Below are 24,099 nucleotides of genomic sequence, written 5' to 3'. Positions count from 1 at the left end.
AGATGATGGTGCGGAATTAGTGCCGGATCGCATACTCGCTGCCGAACGCCACTAGGTCAGGCCCTCCTAATCGGTAGAACAATAGCCGGGATTTCTCCCGGCAACTGAATTGATGGTCTATTCTGGTTTTGGTGGAAACTCAGGATTAGCTACATCTACCCGGTTTAAGAGCGCGCGATATTTTTTCCACTCAATCAAGCGTGACTTTTCATTATATGTAGCGATACCAGTATCGACAGCGTCTTGTAATGGAATAATGGCAGCGCTTGCAATAGCCATGAACTGTATCTTCATCTGTTCAACCACAGCAGCGCGATCGATATCTAATTCAATAAGTGCTGGCCTACCTTTTTTATCTGGTTGTATCGCTTTCCCTGCCGCTTGACCCACAAGTAATGACTGGTATAGATCATCAGTAATCTCCAGCGCATCATCTGGCCAGCCGATGGCAGATTTCAGATAGAGATCCTTGATAGATGAATCATAAAATCCGTTGTTTTTAGCGCTATAAAAAGTCGTCATATCAATATCCTTTCGCCATCCAAAATGCACTTATTTCTGCTACACCAGCAGAGGCATAAGTAAAACCACCGTTATATGTATCCACCGCCCTTAGATTGTTTGTTGAATCAGCAAGATTAGATATTGTTGTATTTAGTGTTAAAAAAACACCAACACAACGATTGGGGAACGTAGTAGGAAAAGATACTGGGGTTACGTACCCAGTTCGTGTAATAATGCCCCATTGTTCGATCATCCCAGTCGCGGCATCTCTTGACCATCCCGTTATTCCAAGTGATGCTGTTCCGGTACTTACATTCCCTGTAATCCCATTCACACTTGTTACTGGGTATGGCGGCGGATTATTAAAACTGTAGACACGCTGACCCTTGTCAAAAATCCCTGATGATGTAGTGATATCACCTGCGGATGTTACGCCGCCCAGCGTTGTTATCTTGCCAGATGAAGAAATGCTACCATCTGAGGTTATTTCCCCTGTGGTATGTATTGTTCCACCAGTAATCATAACATTGTTTGTATTCTGGGTTGCCATCGACCCAAGCCCGAGGTTGGTTCGCGCCGTGTTTGTGTTGGGCAGATCAGACAAATTGTTTGCTTTAAGCAAAAATGCCCCTGAGTCCACCAACCCCCTTCCCGGATTCGTCATGAAGAAGCAAGACAGCTCAGATGAGAACGTTATGATGACCGGGATGCTAACGGTTATATCTCCGGCCTCGAGTGGGCTGTTAACCCCTTTCAATATCGGGTACGTGCCAACCACCCTCCCAGATACCGTGAGCTGAACAGTTACGGCCCCGGTATTGGTCTGCGTTGGCGTAACCAGTAATGGCGCTCGGAGGGCAAACGTATTCCCGCCATTCACGTAGAACGTAGAGGGGATCGACACGGTAAGCGCGTTTGCAGAGCCGCCCGCCGTTGCTGACAGATACTTGCCAGATTGCAGATCCTCAATCTGAACGAAGTTGTTTTCCGAGCCCCGTGTAGGGAAGTTTGAGACAACATCATTCAGCGACCAGCCTTTCGCCTTCGTCATCTCCTGGCCGCGAATTACGGTGAGGTTATCCCCGCTGACGCTGACCAGGTGACATATCTCGAATACCGTTTCCAGCTCGTCCGTCAGCGTGAGCTTCGAATAAAGGGTGCTGGTATATGATGGATTGACGAGAGAGGCTTCGGCCTGAAGGGTTTTGGCAAACAGCGCGCCGGTACCCGGCATAACGGCGATAACCGTCTGTGTTGAGTTAATGTCAGCGGCCAGGGCTGACCGAATGTTATTACCGAACCCAAGGATCATGGTTCCACCCCTTTCTCAATCGGATTTAGCTCTTCATCTAATTGGACACCGAATACATTGGCTACCTGCTCATAAAGGCCGTCAGACAGTTCGTCTTCGACGATAGCAGCGTCATCTATTTCGATAACACCGGCATTCTCCAACATTTTTAAATAGTCTTTAAAAACATCATTTGATTGAGTATATCCAATCAGTGATTTAAGTTGTTTTAGCGTTTTCATATTCAAGAGCCTCCGCCGCCCCATGCTTTAGGTATTTGGTTGTAGTCACTCAAACTTATAGCTTGATTGAATGTATTACTTTTCGAAGATGCTGCGGTTACGTTTGGTAATTTAGCGATAAAGTCAAGACCACTACCTTTAAGTAACTGACAGTAATTAAAAGCAAGTTCAGTTACGTATATTCCCGGATAACTAGCTAAATTAAATATTGAATTAATATTGCTGCCAATTTTGATACAAGAAATAAATGCCCTACTTAATGATGTTGCAGAAGTCCCGTTAAATAGCCCATCACCCACAAATTTTAACTGTTGACAATAAGCAAACACCTCTTTAAAGGTAGTGGCTTTAACATTGTTTTTGAAAAGTCCTCCAGGCACTGACTCAACCCCGGTCTCATAGAAAGCAGCATTAAAAGAAACCGCATTGACATTATTATCAAAGAGTCCATCAGGTATGTTAGATAAATTTTTATTCTCTCTAAACAACAGGTCAAAGTAAGCAATAAGCGTACATGTTGAGAAAATATCTTCCGGTATATCCCTGATATCACAATATGAAAAAATTCCACTGACGGCTAATAGTTTTGTGTTGTATTTAAACAGCCCTGGCGGAATAGTTGTCAGTGAGGTACACAACTGAAACGCTGAACTTAACACCGTCATACCAACACACTTATCGAAGAACCCAGCAGGAATTTCCTTTAGTGATGTACACCCGCCAAACACTCTTGATGTTGACTGTACCGAACCAGTAAACCAGTTAAGCAATGTTACCGGTAGAGACAAAAGGCTTGAACAACCATCAAACGTAGAAAGAATGCTATTTACTTTAGTGCAGCCTTCAAAAATATCACCAGACAGGGACACTACCCCCGTACAGTTACGGAATGAGCTATCAAATGTTGTAGCTGATACACAGCCTTTGAATACCCCATTAGGGACAGTTTTCAGGGCCGCACATCCCAAGAATACTCCAGAGAAGTTACTGCAAAGATCCTTACCACTAAAGGCATAAGGTGTTATTTCCTTTAACGATGAACAGTTATAGAAACAATTTATAAATGTTCCGACTTTATTACATTCGGTAAACAGAGGCATATTCAACAACTTATAACATGCATTAAATGCATATCCAAATGTTGTAGCCGACGAACATCCTAAAAAAATATCATTTCCTACCGATTCCAGTAAATCGCAGTTGCTAAATAAACTACTAAAATCAGTTGCTGATGAGCAATCTTTGAATACTGAGGTACCCACAGTTTTTAGCGACTTACACCCGTAGAAAGCATAAGAGAACGTAGTGGCCTTTTCATGTCCAGAGAACAAATCATTCGGCACTGATAACAACGCACCACAGTTGTAAAACGTACCGTAAAAATCCTTCCCTGAAACATACTTAAATAAGTCTTTCGGTATGCTCTTTATCGACCGACAAGCATTAAATGTGTACCGGAAATTTTCTGCCACAATACAATCATTAAACAGTCCATCAGGGATTTCCTGCAATAGCACCAACCCTTGGAATGCTCCGTAAAAGTCAAGGGCAGAACCACATCCAGAAAATATATTTCCAAATATTGTTTTTATCGATGCGCAGTTATTAAACGTGCCATAGAATTTTTCGGCTCTGATACTTCCAGAAAACAGATTATCAGGTATCGTAGTCAATGATGAACACTGACCAAACGTGTACTGATAATTTATTACCTTTCTCTTACCCGCGAACAATCTTGCAGGGATGTTAAGAAGTCCGGTGCAGATGTTAAACGTCTCTTGGAAGGTTGTCGCGTTAACACAGCTATCAAATAGCCCATCAGGCAGTAATGTTAACGCAGAGCACCCTCTGAATGTTCTCAGAAAAACCTCTGCATTAGGACAATTATCAAATAACCCGCTGGGTAATGTCAGTAGTGAGGTGCACATTTCAAAAGAAGAGGTGAAGTTAGTGACGTTTTTTAGATATTCGAAGGCACCATCATGAATCAAGTAAAGGCCAGAGCAATTATAAGCAAGGTAGCTAGCGTCCGTCCTGCCACCGGAAACTGATATCAGTTCACGCAGTGTGTTGAATACATAATTACTCCGCCCGTCTGCAGAAAACTTGATGGTTTCACTACGTTTAACCGTAATTTTATAATCTTCACCAACTTTTAAAGTTCTTGTTGTAAATACCCACCCATACTTCTGTGACGGACTATTTATGTCTCTCACAAAACTATAGTCGTTACTGTCTACTCCATCACCGTAATCAACGGTAAAATTTTCTGACATAAGAGCATAAAATATTGGACGCGAAACACTGTCGATACGCATGATAAATCGCGTGACGCTAACTACATTGGTTACCACTGTAGCGGTATGCCCGCCATCTTCCGCAGTTACAGTAACGTTTGTGCTTCCGAATTTCTTCCCGCCAGTAATGACTATTTGGCCGTTAGCCATGGTAATCCCTCCAGTAAAGGATTATATATATTGCTTTGGTGGTTTATTCTTCCGGTATGCTAACCGTGGCTATAGATGTGTCTGCCGATGCGGCGGTGAAGTTTTTATTTGTTGCGTCTTTTGGCAAGATAGTGACATCAATAATTCGAGTTTCACCAGGTAACAAATCGATAGTAACTTCTGACAATTTAACGCCTGTAACCGGCACGATTTTGTAAACCACAACTTCGTAGTTATACATGAATGGCAGCTTTACAAACTTCTGCTCTATGCATGCCTTGAGAGCCTGGGCAACACCATCATCGTAATCGGGTATACGAACGTAGAAGGTGCCGTTCTTTGGGATGATGCTAATATCGAATGTTTGCTGTACCGGTGGATCAATACCATCCGGCCCTTGAATAAATCTCGCTATTCGGCGCTTGAACCACGGCACGGAGAAATGGAACCCGTCACCCTTGTAAAAATTCCACGTCAGCACCCGTTTGAATAGGTCATCAGATAAATAGCTGTATTGGCCAGCGATATAGCTCGAAAGCGTGGCATAAGGGATGGAGTTATACTCAACCGAGTTGTAGTCGCCCTTCTGCGTTTGCTCTTTGACGATTTGGAGCGTTGGCCTAATCGCCCCGTATATCCCATGCGCTATCCAGTCCAGCAGGTAGCCGGTTATGTAGGGTGACGTCCAGCACGGTAACGCCAGATTATTAAACGCCGTGAGGTATTCCTGGCTCAGCTCGTTGGTAGCATCGAAGAACGCACAGACATCCTCATCATCGTTATATTGAATAAACGGGTATGCTGGAATTACCTTAGTTTCAATTTGTTCCATCATATTTTTGCACCGTTACGTGAGAGGCGTCAGTCGTGAAATATTTGTAATAATCGCCAGAAACCAAGCCGGTATTCGGATCTGGCTCAACAATGACGCCATCGATAGCTACGCGGATCCGTATCAAGGAAATTTGCTCCACACTAAGAACGGAACTCACTGCCTTTTGGAATAAGGTTTGCAGCTGGTAGATGTTTATCGGCTGGCCTACATAAACAGCATTGACGTAATCAACGATGGCGGGTACCGCAAGCACTGACACGCTGGCCGGGTCAGTGAACACCGTTCCCGTGGAATCCCACGTAAGCATTACCGTAGCCGCCTGCGACGATGGAACAACGTAAGGGATAACATAAGAGTCGGGGAAGTCGTTTAACGTGATCACTTCCTTGTGGGGTACATAGCCGCTGCCGCTTACCACGTCGGCCGTGAGCATTGAGATATCAGGAACCGATTGATAGATCGCCCTGGCCACTTCATACGGATCGCCACCACCAACGATAATGGCCCACTTACCCAGCTCCACTTGACGGAATGCGATGAGGTTAGCGTGTACACCGGCAACGTTTGCCAGTGCTGATTTCAGCTCGTCAGGCGTCCCCTGTACGGCGAACATGCCCGCCCCCATAACCTGGGCACGGTAGTCAGCGATCGTCTGTTCTTCAAGCCCTGGCGTGCCTTCTAACGTATTGGTCACAGATAGCGTTATCTTGGCCGGTATGGAGGTGATAATCTGCGTGACAGTACCGGCAGGAACCGCCCACGAACCGGATGCCGTAGCCAAGCAATACACGCTGGCGCTCTGCCCGCTGGCCGGGATAACCGCGTTATTCTGCACCGCGTATTGGTGGTTACCGTCACTGACGATAAGCCCGCGCGGAACAACGAACCCCGGCGAGCCCATGAAGACCACCAACACGGAGGTATTAGTGCCAATGCCGCGCTGTACGCCGTAGATGCTGCCCAGTTGCTGCAGTAGAGGGATATTGGCCCCGTATGGCGTCACCGAGTTGATGGTATCCACCAGCGCGTGATCGATAAGTGCAATGGCCCCGGTCGATGTACTGGCCAGATCTGTGATCAGCGCCGGGGGTAGGTTGGCTGTGTAACCAGGCACCTTGGCGGCCACACTGGTGATCAACTTGTCGTAAAGCTCTTGTGGCGGCGTAGGCTGCGCCCCCGCTTGTGTGATGACAACCGGTAAATCTGACATGATTACGGTTACTCCAGGCGTAAAAAAACCCGCTCAGTGGCGGGTTGCTCTTGTTCGACGTGCCGATTCGCGATTGGGTATATACACTAGGCAGATAGAAAAACCTATCGGGAATCGGATTTATTCAATTTTTTGTGAAAACTCTCTGGCATAACCAGCAAGGATTCTCATTCTGTCAAAGTCTCTTGCTTTCCAGTGTGCGGATGGTGTGAACACGGCGATCAGCGAATAGCTATTTTCATCTACAAGTCCTTTCGCATATACAAGAGCTGTGTCTGAAGTTCGGTACCACTGCACAACTCTAGGGTCTTCCAAATCAGCTGATACAGGAGGCTTCGAAAATTTATCTTCGCCTATAGCTAGGTGTATATGCCAAAGCCCCGAGTCTTGAATATCATCTGGCTTGTCATAAGCGGTGTCACGCCCAAAATAATCGGGAAGCAACCCAGTCTCTTTATAAGCTTTAAAATCTCTTTCAAGCGACTCTTGCAGGGTCGGGAACGTTGCGAAAACCGGAGAAAGATAATATTCATAACTTTTAGGGTTACATTCTACGGTTACGTACAATTCCCACCTCAGTGAAATCGTCCTGATGAAAATACCTCTGTGCCATGCTTAGCAAGCGCACGGAGAGCTTCCATGTCAATTGTGCTTTCAAAAGTCTTAACGGGTACTGTCATTTGTTTTATCAAATGATTCAACTTATCAGCCGATGCTCTCGCTTGTGCGGTAACAATTAAGGGAGTTTTTACTAGGTGCCGCTTATCTTCTGGGCACTCTCTAAAAACGTTTCTAATCGCCCCTTCCAACCCTCTCAATTGAAGCTCAACAAGATCGGTTTGAGTTGGGTCAAGCTTTGCAATTATATGATCACGACTTTCATCGGCGGCATTCAATAGCAAGCTATACGCCTTGTTGAGAGCTACTGTTAGTTCTCTTATTACACCCAGAGCCTCATCCATCTTAACCGATCTTGTTTGGCTCTCAGGCTCAGTGCTTCGATGGTAACTGTAAGGAGCTTCGACAAATTGACCAATTTCCGGGCAATATATAGCAGAAGCTTGCTGCATTAGCAAACCAACTGCGGCGGCTGTCTTGAAGGTGTCAAAAAATGGCATATCTCTTCTTAGTGTGTTCTGATTGTGCATAGCGCCCTCCTTGTGTTTCAGGAGTCCCACCTGACAAAACCACTTAAATATGTTGCACTTGAGTGGCTGCATATAGAGTATAACCACCGTTATCTAATACAGAGTGTATAGCCCAAGCGATAGCTATTCAACTTTTAGTTGATTTTAGCAGCCTTAAATCGTCGCCCTATCCTTCGTCAAACAACCGGAAATGAGTGCATACCTACCTACGGTAAGGATTTCGGCTTCTCAAAACGTAGCACAGAGCGTTCTGTGGCATCCAAAATCATCAGATTTTCACGCTATCTTCTAACTCTTCATCACAAATGTTATCTAGCTTATTTTCTTTAAGGTATTTTTTAAGATTTTAAATTGCCTCATTAAAGGTTGAGTCAAGCATCTCGAACCAAGTCCATGCTTCAGATCACACAGCTATCTGCTTTCTATACGTTACCCCGTTGAACATGATAACTGAAAGATCATAGGTGGGATTAGCAGCGCCTGGTACCTTCTTCACAGATAGCGAGGCAAAGTACCGGCTAAACTGCTGCTGTACCATCGTCACGTAGTAATCAGGGTACACCTGTTCAATGATGGATTGCTGAGCCGGTATGCCGTACTGGGCATAAAATGGGGATTCCCCCAGCCCAAGTTTTAACGTTTGGATTAACGTGGTGATCCAGCCGTAAGTGAAGTCTCCGCTGGCGTCTGACTCTACGGCAACCCATTTCTTTACGCCGTTTTCTTCTACTCTGCCCCATGTCCTCATTGTGGCTTCTCCGATGTTCTGGTGGCACTTCCCGGCTCAACGTTCGTCACGTTGTGCTTATGCCCTATCAGGCTGACATTGCCTGCTGTGGTGTCATTCTCTACGATCAGCGGGCCAATAAGCTTGGCAGTTGTGCCGCTTGGCATTTGGTCAGCATCCTGCACAATCTGGCCGTTCAGGTGAATGATGCCATTCAAATAAATGTGATCGGCTTTTATAGTGACCTTGCCCGGTTCGATATTTACAGACGAATCCTTACCAGTTGTCTGCAAAAGCACACCTTTAGGGCCGTATATGGTTACCTGGTCGGGATCTACTTCTTCCCAGTTGATGTTCCCCACTGGCATGAAGAATAAGGCGGTCAATGATGGTGGCGTGCTCAGGTCTGGCAGGCCAACACCTAAGCCGGTTACATTGCGGATCGATACACTCAAGGGGATTGTTACGCCCTTGTCGCCAACTTGGATCGGGTACCGGATATACTCAGGCCCGAATACGGGGATCGTGACTTCCGGCAGGTTGTAATCCCCCGGCAAGATATCGAACATTACGGTGACGATAGCGCCGTTCACCGCCGTAACGTGGCAAGGCCACCCCTTACCGTCCAGGTTGGCATTGCCATCTATTGCCGCTTGACCATGCTCGGCCAGCGATTTCATGAAGAAACTCTTTTGCCCGTTGCTCATCTGTTCACCACATCTTTTAGCCTCGGAACAGCTTCATATACGGTTACCCAGCCGTCCTCAGACACATTGTAATAATCACCAATATGCCGCACCCCCATCACCTCGTATGTCCCGGAAAAGCTTAGACGTTGCTTTTCCGAATACTGGCCCATCTGGTTTCCCACGGCGAGGATGGAGTTTTCTCCAATGGCATCAAACGGCAGCGTGATCCAGTCGCCAACCTCGATATCCGCCCGCATGCTGGTTTTTATTGAAATGCGCTGGGGTTCCAACCATGTCGGTTGCCCTATTAAATCCCTAGCCTGTATCGGCTTCGCCTGCTTTCCATCTGAGCCATCGAACACATTGATTTTGTTTTTCTGCACGGCGATGTTGACGCCGGAATAAGTCCGTTGCCCCAGCATTCCCGGCGTTACTCTTTTCAGCATCTGCGACATTTCAAAAATGCTTCTGAATATCGCTTTCCAGTCTTCATAAAGCACCAGGTTTTGGTGAATATTGACATTAATCTCCAGCTTTTGCGCACTGTTTTGATAGGTTACTTGCAGTGCTCTGAGTATGACATCGCTCAGTTTATCGCCCTGCCGTCCGTCCATCGTGATAGTGAAAGGTTTGCCCACATCATCAATTATATTGCTTGGCCACACAGGGAGATTTAGCGTTTGATGTACGCCCTGCCAGTTGCCAAATGGGCCGTATATCTGCCCCTTTAGCAATACTCCTTTCCTTGTCGGATTTGCTAACGGCAAGCCAGCAGAAAACCCGCCGTAAACCGTAATATGCGCGAGGTGAAGGTTTACCGCCTGGCGAAGCACAGACACCGGCAAGCCGAAGACTGTCAGCATTGCGCCACCAGCCAGCATATCCGATCCGAATGTTGGCGCATCAAGGGTTATGTGCAACGGGGCACCGGGTCTGGTGGACTCATTCAGTGGGTTTTTATCGCTATCCCATGGCCCGATATCATTACCCGCAGCGTCCTTGATGCTTTGCCCGTTCTCGTCCGTAATTTCTATTCGATAATAGCGCATTACGTGGCCTCAAAATTATTGGTGCTCTCGCGGTAAATCAGCGATCCAGGTGCAAAAGGCAGCGCCAGATTGATATCGCTATCCGGCGGTGAGGCGATCATAGGGACAAAGAGCACAACGCTGTTATTACCATCTGTGGCCTGGATAAAATACCGGTTTGAGTACAAGTTAAAGAGGACGGTGATAAACAGCGTTTCGCCCCCCACACTAGCTGTGAAGCGAAACGGCGCTTTATCAGATGGAATGAAGGTTGTGTAGGTTGTCATGATGGGAATAGGCTCTTTATGCTTTCGAACATGCCAGACCAATTGAGGCCACCAGGGGACGGAATGCCATCCTCGAATTTACTCATCAAATTACCCAAGGTAGCGTTTAGCTGAGACTCGTACAGCAACGGCTGCTCAAACTCAAAAGCCCACTTGTACTGCACTTGTTTCACTTGATCGCTAAACCCGGTCAGATCGACCATTGAACGAAGTAGGCACCCTGTGTAGATGAAAGACGGTGTAAGAACGGTATAGGTACCGCCTAGGTCAGTATGATTGTCCAGCGCCAGTTTCAGCGCTGTGAACATCACCGGTTTGGCTAAATACCCGCCGTTTGTTGTGGTCGCTGGCCGGGTCATATTCAAGGTGATTCGGTTGGGTCTTTTAACCACAGCGTTTGCCGCTGTTGCCTGGTTGAGAAATGGATAGGTAGCAATATCATTCACAATCAACGTGCCACCGGCTGCCGGTTCGAAGTTGGTTGTTAACGTGTCTACATTCAGGTTCGCGCCATCAAGTAGGCCATTTACAATACTCAACCCTTCAGTGAAAACGGCAATCGGCAGCACTCCGCCAGGCACATACCTTGCTATTCCATCCACCAGCAGGATCGGGGTTTTCTGGAACGAGAGAGCAAACGCACTTTCATAGATATTCACAACGCCCCCTTAGAAAGGAATGTTGATAGGTGGTGGTATATTCGAACGGAGTTGCGCGTTGATATCAGAGCCTGGAGCCTGATTCAACGCAACGTCGATCACCATGCGGCTTTGTGTGGCAACTTGGGCCTGTTGAGTTCCGCGCATTGTGATACGAGAAAGTGAATCAGCCTCTCCGATTTGTGGCAATATTTTGCGCAGATAGTTATAGGTTTCTTTTGGCAGTGACGTCAGTCCGTGCTTATCAACGTTACCCATGCCCCAGTTATAAGCGGCGATAGCTTTTGCGACATCGCCATCATAACGCTTGAACAGCATCTGGAAGTAACGCCGGGCAGCAGCCTCGGCTTTGTCTCTGTCGAACACCTCACCGCCGCGCAGGCCCATATCCTTTGCCGTTCCCGGCATAAACTGGAATGGCCCCATTGCTCCGGCTTTTGATACCGCAAAACGGTTACCACCAGACTCTACTTGCTCAACCACATTCAGTAGGTTTGATGGCAACCCATCTCCACCACGCGAACGACGTGCCGCCTGCGCATGTTGCACTGGTTCCTGAGTTGATTGGTAATTTTGCCAGCCGCCAGCCTTCCACCGCTCATCAAGGTCAGGGAGCATATTCTTCCCAATGGTGCCAACAATCCCTCCTACCGTTTGGCCTACAGCCTTAACTCCTCCCCAGAAGCCCCCGTTTCCGCTACCTTCCCTCGCCGGTACGGCCAAGGTCGTTGCGGTCGCCGATGCAGCACTGTTGAAGCTGCTGCCACTTTGGGCCCTGGCTAATTCGTCAGATCGTTCTTTTTGCTTTCTGGCTTGGTATTCTGCGTCTGACTCTCCCTCTTTTTGCTCACCTCCAGGCAACCAGCTATAAATCCACATAATCCCGCGTCCAATAGCCTTAACGATTTCAGTCACAGCTCTACTGAACTCGCCTAAGTCTTTTTGGAAACCTGGCTTGCTGATCCAGGCACTGAACGATTTAACACCATCCGCAAGGGTATCGAATACCGCCTTACCGTTCGGGCCGCTCAAGAATGAGTCCACCGCATCAGAGAATGTCTTAGAAAGCTTCTCGATAGGCTCATTCAGCGTCGCCAGTGCGGTCTTGAACGAGTTAAACATCCTATCTGTAGTGGTATCAAAGGTGGTATTGAGTGACTGATAGCTGCGCCCGGTTTTTTCAGACATTTCCAGCTGATGCGATGTGGCCTCATATCGCCTATTAATACCGGAAATAATGTCACTATTTGCGCCGTACTGATTAAGTTCGCTTTGGCTAACCATCCCTCCAAGCTTTAATGCGTTAATTCTGGAATATGCCATCCCAGAGCCATTGTCACTTGCGGCCAGATCTGAAAGTTTCTGGATTAACAAGGGCAGGTTTTTCCCTGGGCTATCCAGCGGATTTAACCCAAGGGACATAAGGCCTGGCCGGTATGGCGAACTAACATCACTATTTGCGCTATTCAATCCCTGAATCAGGTTATCAACGCCGCTGAACCGGTTGCCGTAAACATTCTTGGCTGCTTGCATCTGCCCGGTGGTCATCTTATTGCCCTGGGCTGTCATTAACTGCTGCCCGGCGTTCTTGGCGATCATGTTGTAGCCGAACGCGCTGCCGGTACCTAGTAGGGCCATTTTTAGCCCCCAGGAGATGGCCGACTCAAACAGCCCTTTCAGCTTACTGACGGTTTTATCGAGCGTCTTGTTGACCTGGTCGAAGCTTTTTTCGGCAGCATTGGCCAGCTTGTTGACGTTGTTCAGGAAGCCCTTATCTTTATTGCCTCCGCGCCTGCTGTCCCCGCAATCCCCACCAGCACCCCCGCCTACGCCACCAGGGGGGGTGCCCCCCCAACCGCGGCCAACGCCAGTATCCAGTGGTGAGCCGTATTTGCTGTTGAATTTTCCCGCCGCGGCGTTGAGTTTTTCAAACAGTGACAAGGCTTCTTTCAACTGCTCGTTATCGACGGGGATCGTAATTACCGGGATATTCTCAGACATTAGAAAATACTCTTCTTATGCTTCATCAGTTCTCTAAACTCGGCAGCAGTGCGAACCTCGAAGTTAAAGGCACGCATAAAGCTGTCGATCCCCTCATGGCATATGAAATCTAGGATGGCACTGACAACGTGCTCTCCGTCTCGCCAGAACTCTCTTTGTCGGTCAATGTCGGCAATGATGCTGCCCACTCCATAGAACTTTGCGACGTACAAACACTGTTCCAAAGTGAATTCACTTGTTCCATCAGCGCGGTCGCCTGCCCCGGTTTGTTGATCGCACAGACGCATGTAAAAAAAACGATCTCCCCCAGGACATCATCTTCATCGACCACTTCACGCGAGATCGCCACATCAAGGGGGATTTCTTCCCATCCCTTACCATCGACCGGTACGATGGCCGTGGAGTTGCGGATAATCTCCTGCAGCAGGGTATTTTTAACGCCGGTAGCCCCTTCCCAAATCCCATCATTCTTTGCCACACGCTCAAGCATGAGGTAAGCGATACGCGGCCCGGCCAGCACACCCAGCCCATGCCCGAAGATGGCGGCAAAGGCTTTACTCAATGTCAAAAAGTGCTCGCGATAGACGGCTTTGGTGATCGGCGTGGAGTGGATGTAGATATTGCCGTTCGCTGTTTCAACTGGGGTAACCAGGTTCATTTTGCGTGAAATCTCCATTACAGCTCCCACATGGCAGAGTTAACGTCATAGATGCCAAAAACAGACACCAGGAACGCAGGGTCACGGCCAGAGAAACTCACGTCACCGGCTGATCGGATAGTTGCGCTACGAATGGAGAAATCGCCCAGCGTGCTTGAGTCTGAATAAACTTTTGCGTCACCGAGCAACGTGTCCAGCTCAATCTGATTTTTGAACAGTTGCGCGATGCCCTGACTGCGCACCATGTGGATCTGCATGTTGATCATCTGGTAGGGGTTGGGGGACGATACGCCCCCCGTCATTGTCGGCAGCAAAACACCAGCATCGCCTTGGAATTGAATATCGATAGCATCCTGCGTTAAGAAAGATGCGGTGATATTCAGTTCAGGGTGCTGGACGAATTTAATCGAGGCGCGAACTTTATTCAGTACGCCTTGCGGTACTAATGGATTAGGCATGGTTTATTTTCCTGATTAAGAAAGCTGCATCGTGACGTTGACGTTAAAGATAATTTTCATGAAACCGCGCATAGGTGTGTACTGGCATGACAGCCCGGCATAGCGCCCAATCTGGTAATCGTTGGGGTTGTTTTTCACGTAAGTGCGGAACGGCACAGCCCACACAACCGGGTTACCGTTGACCAGGCCGAAGGTTACGCCAGAGTTGAACACGCCCTGGGCGCGGTTTTGCAACCGGTTAATGCCGTCCTGGTTGTAATACAGCGGGTTAATCGGGTTGTTGCTACCGTTGATAATCTCGTTGGCCAGCGCCATCTGGACGTTAATCTGGATCCAGTCCACGGAATACCAATAAGTCAGGTCGTTGCCGTCCGCTGACATGCCGTTAAAGTAAACTGTATTGCTGATCCCCCCTTCCGCGCCGGTACCGACATAGTTCACATAGTTGTTGGTCAGAAGTGTTTTGACCGAACCTTTCGCCACCAGCGCCACCACACCGATCAGGTAGCGGAATGCCATCGGCGGAACTTTGTTGATATCGGACGGTGACGCGCTGATAAACTGCCACATCGCGGCGGCGGAGTTGCAGATCGTCGGATCAGCGCTTTTCTGTGTGGCTACAAACGACTTAATAGTCTTGTAGTGATATTTGGCTGCGGTCGCATCGGTATCGATGAAGAAGTACACCATAGAGGTATTCGCGGAGTTATTGCGGCCCAGCGTCACAAGCTTGGCGTTGCCGTCCCACGCAACAGGCACCAGGTAGGTGTAGAAGCGCACGTCAGGATCGGCCATGTAGGCCGCAACTGCGTCAATACCGGCATCGACCACCGCCCCCACTTCCATGATGTAGATACCCAGGCTATTCCCCTGCGCAAAGAACGTCGTTACTGCGGAATTCACGGCGGCATAGGTTGCAGCGGTGTCGTTTGCAATGGCGGTAAATTCGGCGTAGGAGGTGAGCAGCTTTGGCGTTTTCGCCGCAAGTGTTGTCGCCCCGTTCGAAATAATCACGCCCGTTTGTTGCAGCGTGGAGGGAATAGCGCCTACAGTCTGCGAAACGTTTACCGTGACAATTCTGTAATCGTCATTACTCATTATTTGATCTCCAAAGTGATAAAAGCTTCTTTAATAAGCTGTAGGGCGATATCCCTGGCGGTGTGCTGGTAATAGTTGATGTCGAAATCGATGTGCTTTTTCTTGGCCAGCGCGTTTATTTCGACCTGGTTTAACTTGTCGTCAATAACAACCGGCGAGTTAGTGATGCCAAACTCTTCGAAGTCGAGCGCCTCGTTTACGATGTAATCGACGTAATCCAGCGCCTGCTTGTTGTTCATGCCGTACAGCGTCACGCGAACAGTGTCCTGTACGTGCTGGCTGCGAGTCAGGTAATGCGGTGCCGCCTGCAGCGGCTTAGTTTCCTTGACGTCTGCCACGATATACGGCGGCAGCATGTCCGAGGGGGAGAGATACGACGGGTAAACGGTGCCGTACTTGGTCAGGCGCATCCAGATCGGCGTACTGTTCGATAAAATCAGGTCAGTGTTGATATCCGCTGGATCGTCAATAATCTGCGTTCGCAGCGTCGGCAACACGGCCAGGCCTCGGTAGTGGAATATGCCTGCCTGCGTATACTTGCTTTCCATACGCGAGAAAGAAAACTGCACCCCGTCATAGTCGCCCAGGTACATCCATTTCGGATCCACCATGTTGAAATCGTCTATCGGCTTTAATGGGGTAAAAATGATGTAATTCATCGACTGCGACGCGGTGGTCGTCTGCTCAGACACCGCCTGCCGGTGCAAGCTTCCCTGTATCGTTACCGCCTTTTTCAGCTTATCCAGCCCGAGGCGCTCCAGTTCCGCAGGATTGACCAGATCAGCCCTCACCCAATAGATAAACCCGTCCAGCGGCAAAACCTGCTTTACGTAAAGTTTGAAGGTGATTTTCTGGCTGGATGAGATGGTATCTACTGCGGTCTGAAGGGTGTCGGCCAACTGCGTTTTGGTGCGCTTCGCTATCTCATCAAGTTTCGCCATTGTTGCTTATCCACGCTATAAAGCTGGCCTTTAGCAACCCTCCATCGATAAACGAGGGGCGGCGCGGGCCGGTTTCTTTTTTCAGGCGAGAGTTAACCCCGTGCAACGCCGACCAGGTAGGTACCCCATCGACGCCAAGCCCGGCCATTTCTTCGCGCTCCAGAAAAATATTAAAGCTGCGCACTATCTCGCCAAGGATGATCGTGTCCTGGTCGAATGGCGCGCCGTATTTGATGTGGTTTATCAGTCCGAGCCGTATCTCGTCGGATACCGCTAACAAAATGTCGTCCAGGTGTTCTTCATAGAAATGGGTAAACAGCTTGTACTGTTCTTCGAGATCAACGGCCACCTGGTGCGTGGTCTTCCCCGGCTCCGCGCCGTAGTCGTAGGGCATATCGATGACACCCAGCTCTACTTTCATGGCGTCATACCCCAGTGGCTCCCCATCTCCATCAGAACGGCCAGCGCCGCCTCACCATAGGGATCTTGCATCATCATCAGGTCAGCCAGGCTAAGATTGCTCATGGACTCCCCGATGACCGTTGAGCCAGATGTGCCTTGATCGGCTGCTGACGTCATGATGCCCGCTGCTGCGCGCCCTATGCCCAGCTTTTCGCGCATATCGGCAAAGTAGGTACTCGGCGGCGTGTCGTCGGCATAACGCAACAGGAACGACGTGCCGAGGTTGTACACGGTATTGCGATAAATAACCGGCAGGCACTCAAGGCCCAAATCTCTCGGTACCCACTCGAGCGCCGCCTCATAGACACACCGTAGCGTTTCGTCATCGTCAGAAATAGCGTCAACAGGAACCCCCACGTTATTACGAATAAAGTTGAGGAATCCGGTAAACGTCGGGGGTATCTGGATCATTATTTTGTGACCTTCACGTTTTTCTTAACCGGGGATTTATCATCCTGCTCCGGGTCGAGCGGCTCGCTATTGATGGACATTTCAAAGCCATCCTGCTGTTCCTGGCCGTGGTTAACTGCGGCGTTTTTAATGCCGTTGTTAATCACCACCGCGCTCTCTTCAATGATTTTCTCCGCTCGGTCATCCAAAAATTCAATGCGGGCCTCATAGCCGTCCTTGATTTTCGACACCTTGATCTCACGGTCAATGGAATAGCAGATGCCGGAGAAATCCTTGGGGATCTTGGTAACATCAACAAAGCCGTAACGCTCATGCTGATCAATGATCGCCGTGATGTCAGTATCTTGCACTTCGAGGGTAATCTGGTCGCCAGCGGGGATGTGACGGGCAAAAGGCTGACGGCGTTCAGGCAACTTATAATTGAACAAATGGCGCTGCGGGGAACAGTTTGCGATATGGAGTTTCATTCTTCTAAATCCTCAAAAAAAAGGCGAGGTCACCCCCGCCAATTAGGCCAATAAGGAAAACCGGGTTTGTTATGAGTAGGCAGCGGAAAGCAGCGTTACGCCCTCGGCGCGAAGGTTCCAGCCAGGCGTTGCTCGCATGGTGTAAAGCGTGGTTAACCCACCATCAGGGATCGGCGTTGAAACTTCGGTCGGCGCGGCCACATCACAGAACATCTGGTTTACCGCGCGTTGGTTAGGCGTCAGGCTCGCAAAGATGTTGGTGTTAATGCTGCTGTCGCTGGCCGGGACGTTCAGCACCACGGCGCTGATGATGATCAGATCCGTACCACCAGCCCCTTTACCGATCAGCGTGTCGTCCATGGTGAAGATGATTTCATCGCCAGCCGCATCTTTGGCGACTTTATCAACAATGTTACCAGCGGTGTCGGTACCCGCGCCTGGACGCTGATATGAGGTCAGCTCAACAATACCGGTATAGCTGATCGCGCTGTTGAAGCGCTGCGGTGCCGTGATGGTGATCAGCGCCGGTTGTCCCAGCATCAGCATGCGGGTTTTCAGGTCTGCAATGTGGCCCAGAAGGAACCGCGCCAGTTCGCCACTGTCCCACGCCGGGTAAGTCGTTTGGCCGCCACTGTCTGCCGCCAAGCTAACAGTGGTTGCTCCTGCCGTGTTGGTAATGCCTTCCCCGTTCGATGGTTTCAGCCCGTAGAGCAACATGGTACGCAGTAACTGAGCGATACCCTGGCGCGCTGAGAGCTGCAAGGCGTTGACCAGCGAATAACCCCAGTTGCTGGCCGCCTCATCATCAAACAGGCCATATTGCGAGCGCGTCGCAATGCGGTAGGTCTGCATCTGGGTGTAGCCAGGAACCACGGAGGAAGAGGCAACCTGATTAGGCAGCGACTGGCTGGCCTGTACCTGGTTGGTCATACGCAACGTTTTTTGATAGACCAGCAGGTCATTACTGCCGATCTTCGCTTCCGGTTTACCGCCAGGCAGCAGGTCGAATGCACCGGTAGCCATGCTGTATTGCATAGCGATTTCCGGCAGCATCATCGACGGGTTCAGGATTTTGAATGCGGGTGCAAAATTACTCATTGTTTAGCCTCAAATCAGATGGAGAACAGGCCCATAGGCTTATCTTCCCAGTTAACGTCTTTGGTCGTTGCGTCTTGCACCGCCGCCATATTGCCGCTTGGGGACACCTTCAGCAGCCGGATAGAAATGCCGTCAGCCGTGGCAACGTCGATCACCTGCGCCACCGGATCCCACTTGAATTGCGTACTGGTAGTTGAGGTTGTCCCGTTCGCCAGTGCGGCAACCGCTGCGCTAATCGGTAACGGAATACGCGCGCCGGTACCCAGGCGGTAATAATGCACCCCGTTACCGGCCATAAACTGTGGTACGCCGTTATTCGGAGTAACGACACCGTGGTTTGCTTGGTTCATCACCATGAAGCCGTTGCACGATGTTTCTGTCGCCTGGCGGATCACCGCGCCCAGCGTTGCTTCGCTTGATTTCGGTACAGACTCAATGATCCCCATACCGCCCCACATCGAGCCGACCACATCGTCGGCCAGGACGCCAGCGGCTAACAGTAGGCGTACCGCCGGATCGTCTTGTGCATCGCCCTGCACCAGCCCGAACGATTCGACGTTAAAGCTGTTCTTGAAGCCGGGGCCAGTTTTAAATGCGTTTTCTAAAGCCATTAGCGAGTGCTCCCACTGTTAAATTTTACCAATTTCTGAGCCGGTACTTTTACGGTGCGCAGCCAGGTATCCATATCACCTTGGTAGTGGCGCACTGGTCGGCCTGCGGCGTCGTGGCGAACCATCTCGATCAGTCGGCCAGGTGTGCTTGAAACCTTACGCTCAAACTCTTTCTTGGCTTCGTCAAAGATGGCGTCTTGCATGGTCTTCAACGTGGCCGAGTCAGCGATCGCGCGGATGTTGGCTTGAGCGAATGATGGCGCGTATTTCTGCATGATCGACAGCGTGCGCTTGATGTAGTCGGCTGACAGCTCCCCGGCGTGCGGTGATGGGGCTTTCTGGCCGATCGCGGAGAATGCAGAGTCGGCTTTGACTTGCTCACTGGCCATCGCTTCAGCGTCAGACTTTGTATCTTCTTCCGCTTTTGCTTGTGCCTCTGAATCTGCCTTGGCCTGCTCTGCGGCTGCGGCCTCAGAGTCTGCGCGGGCCTGAGCTTCTGCCGCTTCCGCATCAGCGCGCTCTTTTTCCTCCTTCGCCTTTTTCTCTTCTGCTTCAGCGTCGGCGCGTTCCTGCTCTTTCTTCTCTTTCTCTGCAGCTTCGGCATCGGCGCGGGCCTTTATGCCCTGCTCCATGCTGTCCATGCGCGTTGCCAAGGCATCAAGCTTGACGCTAAATGTGCTGGCCAGCCCGCCGATGGTCGCTTCGAGAAATTTTTTCATTTCTTCTTCATTCATTTCTAAATTACCTTTATTGGAAATATCCACCCCTGACGGGCCGTTACCTTTATCCCACACGCCATTAGTGCCGCATTCTTCGGTTACCAGAGCGATGTGATCGAGTAAAAACGGCTTACCCTCAATTAAAAGGGTCGTGCCGCTTTCTTCATTCGTTATTTCAATATTCTGTGAGTCCTCGTTGAATAATACTGATGGGCTGGTTGACACCGTGCCTTTCAATATTTCTTCAATTACCCACTCAACGTAAATACGGACAACCGCCCAAACCTCATCACCTTTGATGTAAGGCAACATGACAGAGCCGACAACGCGGTCTTTAAACTCCTCCTCGTTAAGCTTGTTGTCTTTTTTTGGATGATTTGCGATAACAGGCAGGCCATTGCAGCGCCTGAGAAACTCGTCGTTGAGATACAGGTCAGGGGAGCGCCAAACAAACTCATCATGCCCCGCCCTATATGCCGCTCCGGTTCCTGTTATTCGTAAATTAACCAGCCAGGTATTGGAGAATTTAATCGGGGATAAAACAGTGCCATCCCGGATATTCTCGGCTAACTCAAGCTCGTTCAAATTCTCGTTTCCCTTTTTCGGTTAGGAATTCATCAGGGAGTTTTTGCGGCGCATAGATGTAAATCGCCTGGCAACTGCAAAAAACCTCTTCCCCCACGGCTGTAATTTCGTCGTAATAGCCGTTTACCGGCTTAATCAGGCCTTGCTTAACCGCCCACGAATCGCGCAGCAGATAGATTTTCTCGTCGCGCTCTTTGTGATCCTCTCGGTAGTTGTATCCGGGTCGCCGCCAGGATGAGTGCCACTTAACGGCGATTGCGCCGCCCTGCTTGGCTATGATGTCCTTGATGTTGGCCGCAAGCTTATGGCCTTGGTCTATCGCTACACGCCGGTGCTCGAAGGTCTGCTCGGACAGCTTTGCGCGGATCTGCGATTTCTGCTCTACACGGTCAATCGCATTGGTACCACCAGGCGGCACGGACGACACCCAGCCCTGGAAGCGCTGTATGGTCTTCTCGATGGCGGCTTCACGGTTAAGCTTGATAAGGTTGGCACTGACGAAGATCCGGCGCTCCAATTCCTTGCGCAGATCGGGCCTGACTTTTGCCAATGTGACTTTGGTCGGGCCGCCGAACGGCTGATCCCGGATTGCGCCACCGTCAATCACCAGGTGCTTGTAAATGGCGGTCAAGTGGTTTCGGGTTGTGGTCGGGCTGACTGTTTCGCGGTTTGCCGCAGCACGCAAGCGGGCGCTCCATGACAGCAATGATTTTTCGTTATCCCAGCCATTGTCCACGTAGTAGTTAACGGCCTCGGTCAGCACCTCATAGAGCGTTTTAGGTTTCCTCGGTTTCTTCATTGCCTCCCCCCGTTGGCGGCTCAGGCGGCCTGTAGCTCTTAAGCTTATCCATGTCGAGGACTAGCGGCGCCCCCTCGTATGACTCCAACACGTTAATAACGTCTGAAAGCCATTGAGCGGCCACGGCCTGGTTATCTGGGTCTAGGCGAGGGTAAAGCGTGTCGAACACCTTGGTGGTCTGCTCCAGCAGCTTACCTTCGCTGTCCTGACGCTCCTCGGGGGATTTCTCTTGCAGCTCTGGCCATACTGCAGAGAACGACGCGCGCCACCGGAAAAACGTTGTGTAGTAGTCGTCGGTGTAGAGATCGGGGTATTCGTTTTTGAGCGAGTTATAGAAATCCTCGTTCCAGGCGATGTACTGCACGATCTCTTCGAAAAACGTTATCACCGGGTCGATCGACTGCCTGACGCTATCGATATATTGAGCGACCGCCTTCGAGTCTTCTTTGCCCTCGCCAAAGCCATTGGCGAATGCCTCGTCTTTCAAGATCGCCGCTGGCACATCGCTACCGGCTGCGATGTCGGCGATAATGTTGTTCCTGGCCGCATTCATCGCACCATCGATGTTTTGCAGGTTCAATGACTCGATCGAGTCACTCGTCCCGATGTTCATTACACCTTTATTTTTAATGGCTTTAATCATGCTCCGCTTGGCTTTGTTCACCATGCCCAGCACGCCGGATATTACAGACGAGTTCTGGGCCGTCTTGGCTACCAGCACCCCGGCCTTTTCGCTCACCAGGTCGTTAGTGATCATCGTGTTCACGTATGACCTCAGCGGGTATACACAGCGCTGAAAGACGCTACGGCCCGTAAAGCCCATGCTTGATGACTGGTACGAGAGATAAATCGGCGAACCGGTGAACACTTTTATCGTGCGCGACGGGTGCCACTTCTTGCCCTGAATGTTCAGGTATTTGTCCGGCTGCTGGAAATCACGCGCGTTCGGATCTTGGCTGGTCACCATTGAGCCAGCGGCGACGAGCGGGTCGAAGATGTTGATAAAAATATCCTCTTCCTGCAGGCCCATCTTTGTAATCGGCTTATAGCTGCTTACCGAATCCTGGCCGATGCCAATGGCCGCCGCGCCATAACAGCGAGCGTTAAAGAAAAGATTCTTTATTTTCTGCGTAACGCCCAAGCGTATCCAGGTATCGATAAAGGCGTTCACGATCCGGTCTTCTGCGTCATCGCTCACGTTATAAATGCGCGGCTTGAACATTGCCATTTCAATGGGCTTTTCGACCATCTTCCCGCCGAGAGGGTGATATTCCCAGATGATTTTGCACATCTTGTATCCGGCTTCGGAACCGGGCTGAATATCCTCACCCATGAGGAAATCTGCAAGCTGTGAGTTTAGTGCGGCGTTAATTGTTTCTTCAGCCATTAGAGTGCAGCTCCGTTACCAAATGCGATGATCAGTCCGTACATGTAGCCATCAAGAAGGTCATCGGCTCGGACGTGTGCTTTTTTGTCGGCCAGATGGAACCCGGCGACCTGTTTCCAGAGGTGGTTTGCTTCGGCTTGTTTGAATGGCACCGTTTTATTGAATGCCTCTTCGGTGATCTTGCACCGCCCCAGATAGTGATAACCGGACGCCATTACTGCCCGCTCATCCTTACCTTTACCGGTAAGCACGGAATCGATGGCTTTCATGTCCCAGCCTTCCGTTTCCGCTTTTTGCAGCAATATGGCACCCATGGCAGCGTCTTCCATAAAGACGCCACCACTCCCCATGCGGGGCTTGCAAATGCGGGATAAGCGGTTGAGGTTCTCATACACACCAGGGATATACTCAGGCAGTAGCGCCCCCTGAATTTGTGTTAAATCCCAATCGATAATTCTCAGCTCAGGTTCTTCTACGTAGTTGTACGTGTAGGCGAAATACACAAAACCGGTGCCGTCGTTTTCTTGACCGCCTTTCAGTGCGGTGTCTGCGATGGCAAAGATCAGATCACAGGTTTCCGGCATTGCTACCGGCTTGCCATCCACCAGCCATTTATTGATATCGAACAGCGCGTCTTTCGACCAGTCTACGAATTCAGCCAGAAACTCCTGCCGGAACACTCGGGGCTCGCAGTTCTTTTCCTCTAACGCCAATTCATCCGCAGGTACATACGGGTTGGATGAGGTCGGCGCGTAGTGCTCGAAGAAGCCCAGCTTTTTGTTGTTGCATAGCGCGTAGAAAAAGTTATTTTCGTCTATACCATCTGGCGTTGAGAACACCCATACATGCCCGCGAGGAACGAGCAGCGTTGGTTTGATAGATTTAGGCCAAATTTCCTCCAGCATCTCAGGGGCTTTTGTAAACGCCGCTTCGTCTATCAGGACAACCTCATATTCACGGCCACGTCCAGCCAACTTGTTATCGTTGGTTACCCAGAAGTCGATCTTGCCACCGTTCGTCAGCAGAATGCGCTTTTCGCTGCGTGACTGGCTTTTGATGAGTGGGGCCAGCAGTTCGACCAGCTTGTCGAAGATTTCCTGATACTGACGATACTCGGCGGTGAATACCCCCACACGCCCGCCAAACAGCTCTTCAAGGCCGGGCCGGGTAAAACTTGCCGTAGCATAGGTTGCGGCAATATTGCAGAGCATCGCCGTCTTGCCCCAGCGTCTGCCACACCGCACAACGTTAAATCGGTGGTCTAAGCCCGCCTGCCAAATGGTGGCCTGGCCGATATGCAGTTGGGGGAGATAGATGTCCAAAAATCACCCCTTTTT

At 50.0% G+C, this 24,099-nt stretch carries 27 protein-coding genes; all 27 read right to left on the bottom strand.

The annotated features are described in order from the left end of the window. Positions 1–117: 117 nt before the first annotated feature. On the bottom strand, positions 118–522 hold the full coding sequence (locus BMI79_RS00945; protein WP_076939967.1) for a tail fiber assembly protein: 405 nt from the start codon (positions 520–522) through the stop codon (positions 118–120). 1 nt (position 523) lies between these two features. Further along, positions 524–1,816, bottom strand: coding sequence for a gp53-like domain-containing protein (locus BMI79_RS24075; RefSeq protein ID WP_076939966.1), 1,293 nt, complete (start codon positions 1,814–1,816; stop codon positions 524–526). Continuing rightward, entirely contained in the window at positions 1,813–2,037 is a 225-nt protein-coding gene (locus BMI79_RS00935) for a hypothetical protein (RefSeq protein ID WP_076939965.1), read from the bottom strand. The genes BMI79_RS24075 and BMI79_RS00935 overlap by 4 nt, the downstream gene beginning before the upstream one ends. A 2-nt stretch (positions 2,038–2,039) precedes the next feature. Then, on the bottom strand, positions 2,040–4,484 hold the full coding sequence (locus BMI79_RS23430) for a leucine-rich repeat domain-containing protein (RefSeq protein WP_125828508.1): 2,445 nt from the start codon (positions 4,482–4,484) through the stop codon (positions 2,040–2,042). 43 nt (positions 4,485–4,527) lie between these two features. Beyond that, entirely contained in the window at positions 4,528–5,319 is a 792-nt protein-coding gene (locus BMI79_RS00925; protein WP_076939963.1) for an Ig-like domain-containing protein, read from the bottom strand. Further along, entirely contained in the window at positions 5,303–6,433 is a 1,131-nt protein-coding gene (locus BMI79_RS00920) for a baseplate J/gp47 family protein (RefSeq protein ID WP_244157299.1), read from the bottom strand. Before BMI79_RS00920 ends, BMI79_RS00925 begins: the two co-directional genes overlap by 17 nt. Before the next feature lie 216 nt (positions 6,434–6,649). Further along, entirely contained in the window at positions 6,650–7,096 is a 447-nt protein-coding gene (locus BMI79_RS00915) for a type II toxin-antitoxin system YafO family toxin (RefSeq protein WP_076939961.1), read from the bottom strand. An 8-nt stretch (positions 7,097–7,104) separates the two neighbouring features. Beyond that, on the bottom strand, positions 7,105–7,677 hold the full coding sequence (locus BMI79_RS00910) for a hypothetical protein (RefSeq protein ID WP_076939960.1): 573 nt from the start codon (positions 7,675–7,677) through the stop codon (positions 7,105–7,107). Between the two features lie 403 nt (positions 7,678–8,080). Then, positions 8,081–8,425 carry a hypothetical protein gene (locus tag BMI79_RS00905; RefSeq protein ID WP_076939959.1) on the bottom strand — a complete coding sequence of 115 codons (345 nt, stop codon included), beginning with the start codon at positions 8,423–8,425 and terminating at the stop codon, positions 8,081–8,083. Continuing rightward, positions 8,422–9,111, bottom strand: a complete 690-nt coding sequence (locus BMI79_RS00900) for a phage baseplate protein (protein WP_076939958.1) — start codon at positions 9,109–9,111, stop codon at positions 8,422–8,424. The genes BMI79_RS00905 and BMI79_RS00900 overlap by 4 nt, the downstream gene beginning before the upstream one ends. Next, positions 9,108–10,142: a hypothetical protein gene (locus BMI79_RS00895; RefSeq protein ID WP_076939957.1), complete on the bottom strand. Its 1,035-nt coding sequence runs from the start codon at positions 10,140–10,142 to the stop codon at positions 9,108–9,110. Before BMI79_RS00895 ends, BMI79_RS00900 begins: the two co-directional genes overlap by 4 nt. After that, on the bottom strand, positions 10,142–10,408 hold the full coding sequence (locus tag BMI79_RS00890; protein WP_076939956.1) for a hypothetical protein: 267 nt from the start codon (positions 10,406–10,408) through the stop codon (positions 10,142–10,144). Before BMI79_RS00890 ends, BMI79_RS00895 begins: the two co-directional genes overlap by 1 nt. Next, positions 10,405–11,067: a hypothetical protein gene (locus BMI79_RS00885; protein WP_076939955.1), complete on the bottom strand. Its 663-nt coding sequence runs from the start codon at positions 11,065–11,067 to the stop codon at positions 10,405–10,407. Before BMI79_RS00885 ends, BMI79_RS00890 begins: the two co-directional genes overlap by 4 nt. Before the next feature lie 9 nt (positions 11,068–11,076). Beyond that, positions 11,077–13,068, bottom strand: coding sequence for a lytic transglycosylase domain-containing protein (locus BMI79_RS00880; protein WP_076939954.1), 1,992 nt, complete (start codon positions 13,066–13,068; stop codon positions 11,077–11,079). A 109-nt stretch (positions 13,069–13,177) separates the two neighbouring features. Beyond that, complete coding sequence (locus BMI79_RS00875) at positions 13,178–13,744, bottom strand: hypothetical protein (protein ID WP_076939953.1); 567 nt, start codon at positions 13,742–13,744, stop codon at positions 13,178–13,180. Beyond that, positions 13,744–14,184: a hypothetical protein gene (locus BMI79_RS00870; RefSeq protein WP_076939952.1), complete on the bottom strand. Its 441-nt coding sequence runs from the start codon at positions 14,182–14,184 to the stop codon at positions 13,744–13,746. Before BMI79_RS00870 ends, BMI79_RS00875 begins: the two co-directional genes overlap by 1 nt. 15 nt (positions 14,185–14,199) lie before the next feature. Next, the gene (locus BMI79_RS00865) at positions 14,200–15,282 is read right to left on the bottom strand and encodes a hypothetical protein (RefSeq protein WP_076939951.1); all 1,083 of its coding nucleotides are present in this window, start codon (positions 15,280–15,282) and stop codon (positions 14,200–14,202) included. After that, positions 15,282–16,223 carry a hypothetical protein gene (locus tag BMI79_RS00860; protein ID WP_076939950.1) on the bottom strand — a complete coding sequence of 314 codons (942 nt, stop codon included), beginning with the start codon at positions 16,221–16,223 and terminating at the stop codon, positions 15,282–15,284. The genes BMI79_RS00865 and BMI79_RS00860 overlap by 1 nt, the downstream gene beginning before the upstream one ends. Beyond that, complete coding sequence (locus BMI79_RS00855; protein ID WP_076939949.1) at positions 16,210–16,644, bottom strand: hypothetical protein; 435 nt, start codon at positions 16,642–16,644, stop codon at positions 16,210–16,212. The genes BMI79_RS00860 and BMI79_RS00855 overlap by 14 nt, the downstream gene beginning before the upstream one ends. Next, positions 16,641–17,096 carry a hypothetical protein gene (locus BMI79_RS00850; protein ID WP_076939948.1) on the bottom strand — a complete coding sequence of 152 codons (456 nt, stop codon included), beginning with the start codon at positions 17,094–17,096 and terminating at the stop codon, positions 16,641–16,643. The genes BMI79_RS00855 and BMI79_RS00850 overlap by 4 nt, the downstream gene beginning before the upstream one ends. Beyond that, on the bottom strand, positions 17,096–17,563 hold the full coding sequence (locus tag BMI79_RS00845) for a hypothetical protein (RefSeq protein WP_076939947.1): 468 nt from the start codon (positions 17,561–17,563) through the stop codon (positions 17,096–17,098). The genes BMI79_RS00850 and BMI79_RS00845 overlap by 1 nt, the downstream gene beginning before the upstream one ends. Before the next feature lie 69 nt (positions 17,564–17,632). Next, complete coding sequence (locus BMI79_RS00840; protein WP_076939946.1) at positions 17,633–18,661, bottom strand: hypothetical protein; 1,029 nt, start codon at positions 18,659–18,661, stop codon at positions 17,633–17,635. A 14-nt stretch (positions 18,662–18,675) separates the two neighbouring features. Then, on the bottom strand, positions 18,676–19,272 hold the full coding sequence (locus tag BMI79_RS00835; RefSeq protein ID WP_076939945.1) for a hypothetical protein: 597 nt from the start codon (positions 19,270–19,272) through the stop codon (positions 18,676–18,678). Beyond that, entirely contained in the window at positions 19,272–20,576 is a 1,305-nt protein-coding gene (locus BMI79_RS00830) for a DUF2213 domain-containing protein (RefSeq protein ID WP_125828507.1), read from the bottom strand. The genes BMI79_RS00835 and BMI79_RS00830 overlap by 1 nt, the downstream gene beginning before the upstream one ends. Continuing rightward, positions 20,563–21,375, bottom strand: a complete 813-nt coding sequence (locus BMI79_RS00825; protein ID WP_076939944.1) for a hypothetical protein — start codon at positions 21,373–21,375, stop codon at positions 20,563–20,565. Before BMI79_RS00825 ends, BMI79_RS00830 begins: the two co-directional genes overlap by 14 nt. Further along, positions 21,353–22,762, bottom strand: coding sequence for an anti-CBASS protein Acb1 family protein (locus BMI79_RS00820; RefSeq protein ID WP_076939943.1), 1,410 nt, complete (start codon positions 22,760–22,762; stop codon positions 21,353–21,355). The genes BMI79_RS00825 and BMI79_RS00820 overlap by 23 nt, the downstream gene beginning before the upstream one ends. Continuing rightward, on the bottom strand, positions 22,762–24,084 hold the full coding sequence (locus BMI79_RS00815) for a terminase large subunit (RefSeq protein WP_076939942.1): 1,323 nt from the start codon (positions 24,082–24,084) through the stop codon (positions 22,762–22,764). Before BMI79_RS00815 ends, BMI79_RS00820 begins: the two co-directional genes overlap by 1 nt. Positions 24,085–24,099 lie beyond the last annotated feature (15 nt).

The sequence above is a fragment of the Serratia oryzae genome (assembly GCF_001976145.1).
Taxonomy (GTDB): Bacteria; Pseudomonadota; Gammaproteobacteria; order Enterobacterales; family Enterobacteriaceae; genus Chania; species Chania oryzae.
The sequence above is the reverse complement of the archived record's forward strand: the minus strand, read 5'-3'. Positions and strand labels throughout refer to the sequence as shown.

Coding starts and splice junctions, on each gene's coding strand:
- BMI79_RS00945 (WP_076939967.1), bottom strand. CDS start 522: ATGACGACTTTTTATAGCGCTAAAAACAACGGATTTTATGATTCATCT.
- BMI79_RS24075 (WP_076939966.1), bottom strand. CDS start 1,816: ATGATCCTTGGGTTCGGTAATAACATTCGGTCAGCCCTGGCCGCTGAC.
- BMI79_RS00935 (WP_076939965.1), bottom strand. CDS start 2,037: ATGAAAACGCTAAAACAACTTAAATCACTGATTGGATATACTCAATCA.
- BMI79_RS23430 (WP_125828508.1), bottom strand. CDS start 4,484: ATGGCTAACGGCCAAATAGTCATTACTGGCGGGAAGAAATTCGGAAGC.
- BMI79_RS00925 (WP_076939963.1), bottom strand. CDS start 5,319: ATGATGGAACAAATTGAAACTAAGGTAATTCCAGCATACCCGTTTATT.
- BMI79_RS00910 (WP_076939960.1), bottom strand. CDS start 7,677: ATGCACAATCAGAACACACTAAGAAGAGATATGCCATTTTTTGACACC.
- BMI79_RS00905 (WP_076939959.1), bottom strand. CDS start 8,425: ATGAGGACATGGGGCAGAGTAGAAGAAAACGGCGTAAAGAAATGGGTT.
- BMI79_RS00900 (WP_076939958.1), bottom strand. CDS start 9,111: ATGAGCAACGGGCAAAAGAGTTTCTTCATGAAATCGCTGGCCGAGCAT.
- BMI79_RS00895 (WP_076939957.1), bottom strand. CDS start 10,142: ATGCGCTATTATCGAATAGAAATTACGGACGAGAACGGGCAAAGCATC.
- BMI79_RS00890 (WP_076939956.1), bottom strand. CDS start 10,408: ATGACAACCTACACAACCTTCATTCCATCTGATAAAGCGCCGTTTCGC.
- BMI79_RS00880 (WP_076939954.1), bottom strand. CDS start 13,068: ATGTCTGAGAATATCCCGGTAATTACGATCCCCGTCGATAACGAGCAG.
- BMI79_RS00875 (WP_076939953.1), bottom strand. CDS start 13,744: ATGGAGATTTCACGCAAAATGAACCTGGTTACCCCAGTTGAAACAGCG.
- BMI79_RS00870 (WP_076939952.1), bottom strand. CDS start 14,184: ATGCCTAATCCATTAGTACCGCAAGGCGTACTGAATAAAGTTCGCGCC.
- BMI79_RS00865 (WP_076939951.1), bottom strand. CDS start 15,282: ATGAGTAATGACGATTACAGAATTGTCACGGTAAACGTTTCGCAGACT.
- BMI79_RS00860 (WP_076939950.1), bottom strand. CDS start 16,223: ATGGCGAAACTTGATGAGATAGCGAAGCGCACCAAAACGCAGTTGGCC.
- BMI79_RS00855 (WP_076939949.1), bottom strand. CDS start 16,644: ATGAAAGTAGAGCTGGGTGTCATCGATATGCCCTACGACTACGGCGCG.
- BMI79_RS00850 (WP_076939948.1), bottom strand. CDS start 17,096: ATGATCCAGATACCCCCGACGTTTACCGGATTCCTCAACTTTATTCGT.
- BMI79_RS00845 (WP_076939947.1), bottom strand. CDS start 17,563: ATGAAACTCCATATCGCAAACTGTTCCCCGCAGCGCCATTTGTTCAAT.
- BMI79_RS00840 (WP_076939946.1), bottom strand. CDS start 18,661: ATGAGTAATTTTGCACCCGCATTCAAAATCCTGAACCCGTCGATGATG.
- BMI79_RS00835 (WP_076939945.1), bottom strand. CDS start 19,272: ATGGCTTTAGAAAACGCATTTAAAACTGGCCCCGGCTTCAAGAACAGC.
- BMI79_RS00825 (WP_076939944.1), bottom strand. CDS start 21,375: ATGAAGAAACCGAGGAAACCTAAAACGCTCTATGAGGTGCTGACCGAG.
- BMI79_RS00820 (WP_076939943.1), bottom strand. CDS start 22,762: ATGGCTGAAGAAACAATTAACGCCGCACTAAACTCACAGCTTGCAGAT.